This is a genomic window from Pseudomonas sp. NBRC 111130 (assembly GCF_001320485.1).
In the GTDB taxonomy this organism is placed as follows: domain Bacteria; phylum Pseudomonadota; class Gammaproteobacteria; order Pseudomonadales; family Pseudomonadaceae; genus Aquipseudomonas; species Aquipseudomonas vlassakiae.
Map to the genome: position 1 here is coordinate 1 of NZ_BCBG01000089.1, position 3,584 is coordinate 3,584.

Genomic DNA, 3,584 nt, shown 5'->3' on the forward strand with positions numbered 1-3,584 from the left:
GGCGGCGCTCGATCTCACAGGCGCTGAAAATCTTGCGGCATGCACCTCAAGGATACCGCCCCTCCCGATACTGCTCAGCGAGCTCGCGCAGCACCTCGCACACCCACTGCCCCGGCAGGCTCAGTGGCAATGCCGCATTCCGACAGATGCCCACCGAACCGCCCGGCTCCCGCACACCGAGATCCAGTTCGGCCAGCTCACCCCGGCGCAAATCCAGCAGCACCGCATCCCGCGGCGCCACCCACAACGCATCGCTACCCAGCAGGTAACGCCGGCTCAACGCCAACGACAAGGTCTCCAGGCGCTGCGCCGGCATCTGGATGCCGCACTGCACGAACAGGCTGTCGGCATGCTGGCGAATGGTGGTGCCCGGCGGTGGCAGCACCAAGGGGTACTGCCCGACCCGCTGCCGCTCCACTGGTGCACTTGCCAGCAAAGGATGGCCGGGGCGCACCACCAGGGCCATGGACTCGCTGTACAGGTGCTCGAATGACAGCCCCTGGATCTGCGGGCTTTCGGTCATGCGCCCGACCACCAGTTCCAGTTCACCCAGGTGCAGTTGCCCAAGCAACTGCGCACTGACCCCGGTGACCACGCTGATCACCAAGGCCTCGTGGCGCTGATGCAGGCGGCACAGCACTTCGGGCATGAGCAGCCCCTCGACCGTCGACAGCACGCCGATGCGCACCTGCGACGGTGCCCGCGCCTCACCGCGCAAGCTGCTGACGCCATCACGCAGCGCCTGCACGCTAGGCCCGGCGTAACGCATGAACCGCGTGCCGGCCGGGGTCAGCTCGACGCCCTGGCGGCTGCGTTCGAACAGGCGCGCTTCGAGCAGGTCCTCGAGCTCCTTGAGGGTCTTGGAGATCGCCGGCTGGCTGATCGCCAGGATATCCGCAGCCCTGGCCAGGCTGCCCTGCCGGGCAATCTCCAGGAAACACAGCAGGTGACGGTACTTGATACGGGTGTCGAGGTTCATGCCGGCAAGCTTACCGCATCGCCACCTGCGGCGTATCCGGGTCGCGCTGCTGGCGGCGGAACTGCCCTGGCGGCAGGCCATGGATCTGGCGGAAGCGCCGCGAGAAGTAGGCCTCATCGGCAAAGCCACAAAGCCGCGCAACCTCGCCCACCGGGCGGCTGCCATTGAGCAGGTAATTGCGTGCAGTGTGCATCCGCCGCTCCAGCACCAGCTCGCTGAAGGTCTTGCCGATTTCCTTGCGCAGCCAGTGGGTCAGGTAGGTCGGCGACAGGTAGGTGGCGGCGGCCACTTTCTGCAGGTTCAAGTCGGGGTCATCGATATGCCGGCGCAAGTACTCGCTCATGCGCCCCAGCGCAGCGCGGCGGCTGAGCTGGGCGGCATTGCTGTCGGCCAGTTCGCGCAGCGGCTCGGCATACAGGCCGCAGACCTGGCCGATCAGCTGCAGCAGCAGGCCCTTGAGCATTTCGCGGCTACCAAAGCGGCGATTGGCATCCAGCGTGCGCATCCGATCGAGGATCTGCCGTACCTCGGCGAAGTCGGCTTCGTCGAGGCAGAAGTCGAGGTGCTCCTGGAAGCGGAACGGTGACAGCTCCGGCGCCTGCAGGATCGACACCTCCTCCAGGTCCATCGGGTCGCAGGCCAGGTGCGGCAGCAGGAACGTCTGGGAGAAATTGATCACCACGAAGTCGCTGTCGGCCGGATGCGGGATCACATGCACCCGGTGCGGCAGGATGAAGGCCAAGGTGTTGCGCTTGAAGGGGCGCTGCACGCTGCCGATGTGCTGCACCGTGTCGCCACCGAAGTTGACCTGAATCTGGAAGTACTCGTGACGATGCGGCGCGGTCTCGGCGGGGCGGCCGCGCTGGTCGCGGATGTAGAAATCCATCAGCTCGCTGCGCTGCTGCATGACGTAGGTCGGGACCTCGCGCTTGGGGGGCATGGGCAATCTCCGGGTAGCAGGGCTTTTAGTTGTACGATGTCCAAACTCTGCAATTTAACCCCTTCTGCAAAAACCTGCGCAACAGCAAATCTACAGAGCCCGCCAAAAACGCGGTATTCAGCAAGGACTGCGGGCAAAACCCTGACAGTGGATTTTCTTGGACAGCACCAACCTACCCCATCCTCTGTAAAAAAAACGGTCTAAAACCGCCATTGCATTCGACTCGTTGTACGACCACCTTAGAAAAGGGACTGCAGCCCAACCTCTACCAACAACAACAAACGAGGTCGACTCATGTCGAGCACGCCTACCCCCCGCGCCGCGTCGTCATACGCGCTGGACGCGGCCCCTGCCCAGCGCCTGCCCACCCGCCGCCGCTGGTTCATGTTGTCGCTGCTGCTGGTGGCGACCATCATCAACTACGTCGACCGGGTGAACATCTCCATCGCAGCGCCGTTCATGGCCAAGGATCTGGCCCTGGACAAGGTCGAGATGGGCCTGATCTTCTCCGCCTTCGCCTGGACCTACGCCCTGGCCCTGGTACCCGCCGGCTTCATCGCCGACCGCTTCGGCTCGCGCCTGACCTACGGCGTGTCGCTGATCAGTTGGTCGGCGGTCACCGTGGCCCAGGGCCTGGCCAGCGGCTTCGCCTCGCTGTTCGGCCTGCGCCTGGCGGTGGGCGCCATGGAAGCCCCGGCTTTCCCGGCCAACAGCCGTGCGGTCACGGTGTGGTTCCCCGCCCGCGAACGCGGTATGGCCAGCAGTATCTACGTGTGCGGCCAATATCTGGGCACCGCGCTATTCACTGGCGCACTGCTGTGGCTGGCGACCACCTATGACTGGCGTCATGTGTTCTACAGCACCGGTCTGGTCGGCATCCTGTTCGGCGTGGTGTGGCTGTGGCTGTACCGCGACCCGCTGAACTGCAAGAAGGTCAGCAAGGAGGAACTGGCCTACATCGAACAAGGCGGCGGCCTGGTCAAAAGCAGCCAGGAACGTACCCGCTTCGACTGGCGCCAAATCGCCCAGCTGTTCCGCTACCGCCAGATCTGGGCCATTTGCCTGGGCAAGTTCGCCAGCACCTCGGCGCTGTATTTCTTCCTCACCTGGTTCCCCACCTACCTGATCGAAGAGCGCCAGCTGACCTTGATCAAGGTCGGCATCTTCGCGGTCATGCCCTTCATTGGTGCCACGGTCGGCATCCTCCTCGCGGGGATCGTTTCCGACCTGCTGATCCGCAAGGGCTACTCGCTGTCGTTCGCCCGCAAGCTGCCGCTGGTGGTGGGTTCGATGCTGGGCATGTCGATCGTGCTGGTGAACTTCACCGATTCCAATGTGCTGTGCATCGCCATCCTCACCCTGGCTTTCTTCGCCCAGGGCATCGCCTCGGCGTCGTGGGCGGCGGTGTCGGAAGTCGCGCCCAAGGAACTGATCGGCTTGACCGGCGGGATCACCAGCCTGGCGGCGAACATCGGCGGCATCGTCACGCCGATCGTGATTGGCGCGATCGTGCATGCCAGCGGCTCGTTCGCCATGGCGTTCTGGTTCATCGGCGGGGTGGCGCTGATGGGCACCCTGTCCTACTCGCTGCTGCTCGGGAAGCTGTATCGGATCGAGCTGAAGACTGCCGCCTGATTCGAGGAATGCATGGGCTGTACCGGCTTC

General features: G+C 64.4%; 3 protein-coding genes. 1 reads left to right on the plus strand and 2 read right to left on the minus strand.

Annotated features, from left to right (window positions below; genetic code table 11):
* Positions 1–46: 46 nt before the first annotated feature.
* Positions 47–979 (minus strand): pca operon transcription factor PcaQ, encoded by a 933-nt coding sequence (gene pcaQ / locus APH33_RS22505; protein ID WP_054887254.1) that lies wholly within the window; start codon positions 977–979, stop codon positions 47–49.
* 10 nt (positions 980–989) lie between these two features.
* Positions 990–1,919: an AraC family transcriptional regulator gene (locus APH33_RS22510; protein ID WP_054887255.1), complete on the minus strand. Its 930-nt coding sequence runs from the start codon at positions 1,917–1,919 to the stop codon at positions 990–992.
* Positions 1,920–2,213: 294 nt separating this feature from the next.
* On the opposite strand from APH33_RS22510, the gene APH33_RS22515 reads away from it, so the two are divergent.
* On the plus strand, positions 2,214–3,554 hold the full coding sequence (locus APH33_RS22515) for an MFS transporter (RefSeq protein WP_054887256.1): 1,341 nt from the start codon (positions 2,214–2,216) through the stop codon (positions 3,552–3,554).
* The last annotated feature ends 30 nt before the right edge of the window (positions 3,555–3,584 follow it).

What these genes read in the sequence shown, in the direction of transcription:
- pcaQ (WP_054887254.1), bottom strand. Translation starts at nt 979, where the DNA reads ATGAACCTCGACACCCGTATCAAGTACCGTCACCTGCTGTGTTTCCTG.
- APH33_RS22510 (WP_054887255.1), bottom strand. Translation starts at nt 1,919, where the DNA reads ATGCCCCCCAAGCGCGAGGTCCCGACCTACGTCATGCAGCAGCGCAGC.
- APH33_RS22515 (WP_054887256.1), top strand. Translation starts at nt 2,214, where the DNA reads ATGTCGAGCACGCCTACCCCCCGCGCCGCGTCGTCATACGCGCTGGAC.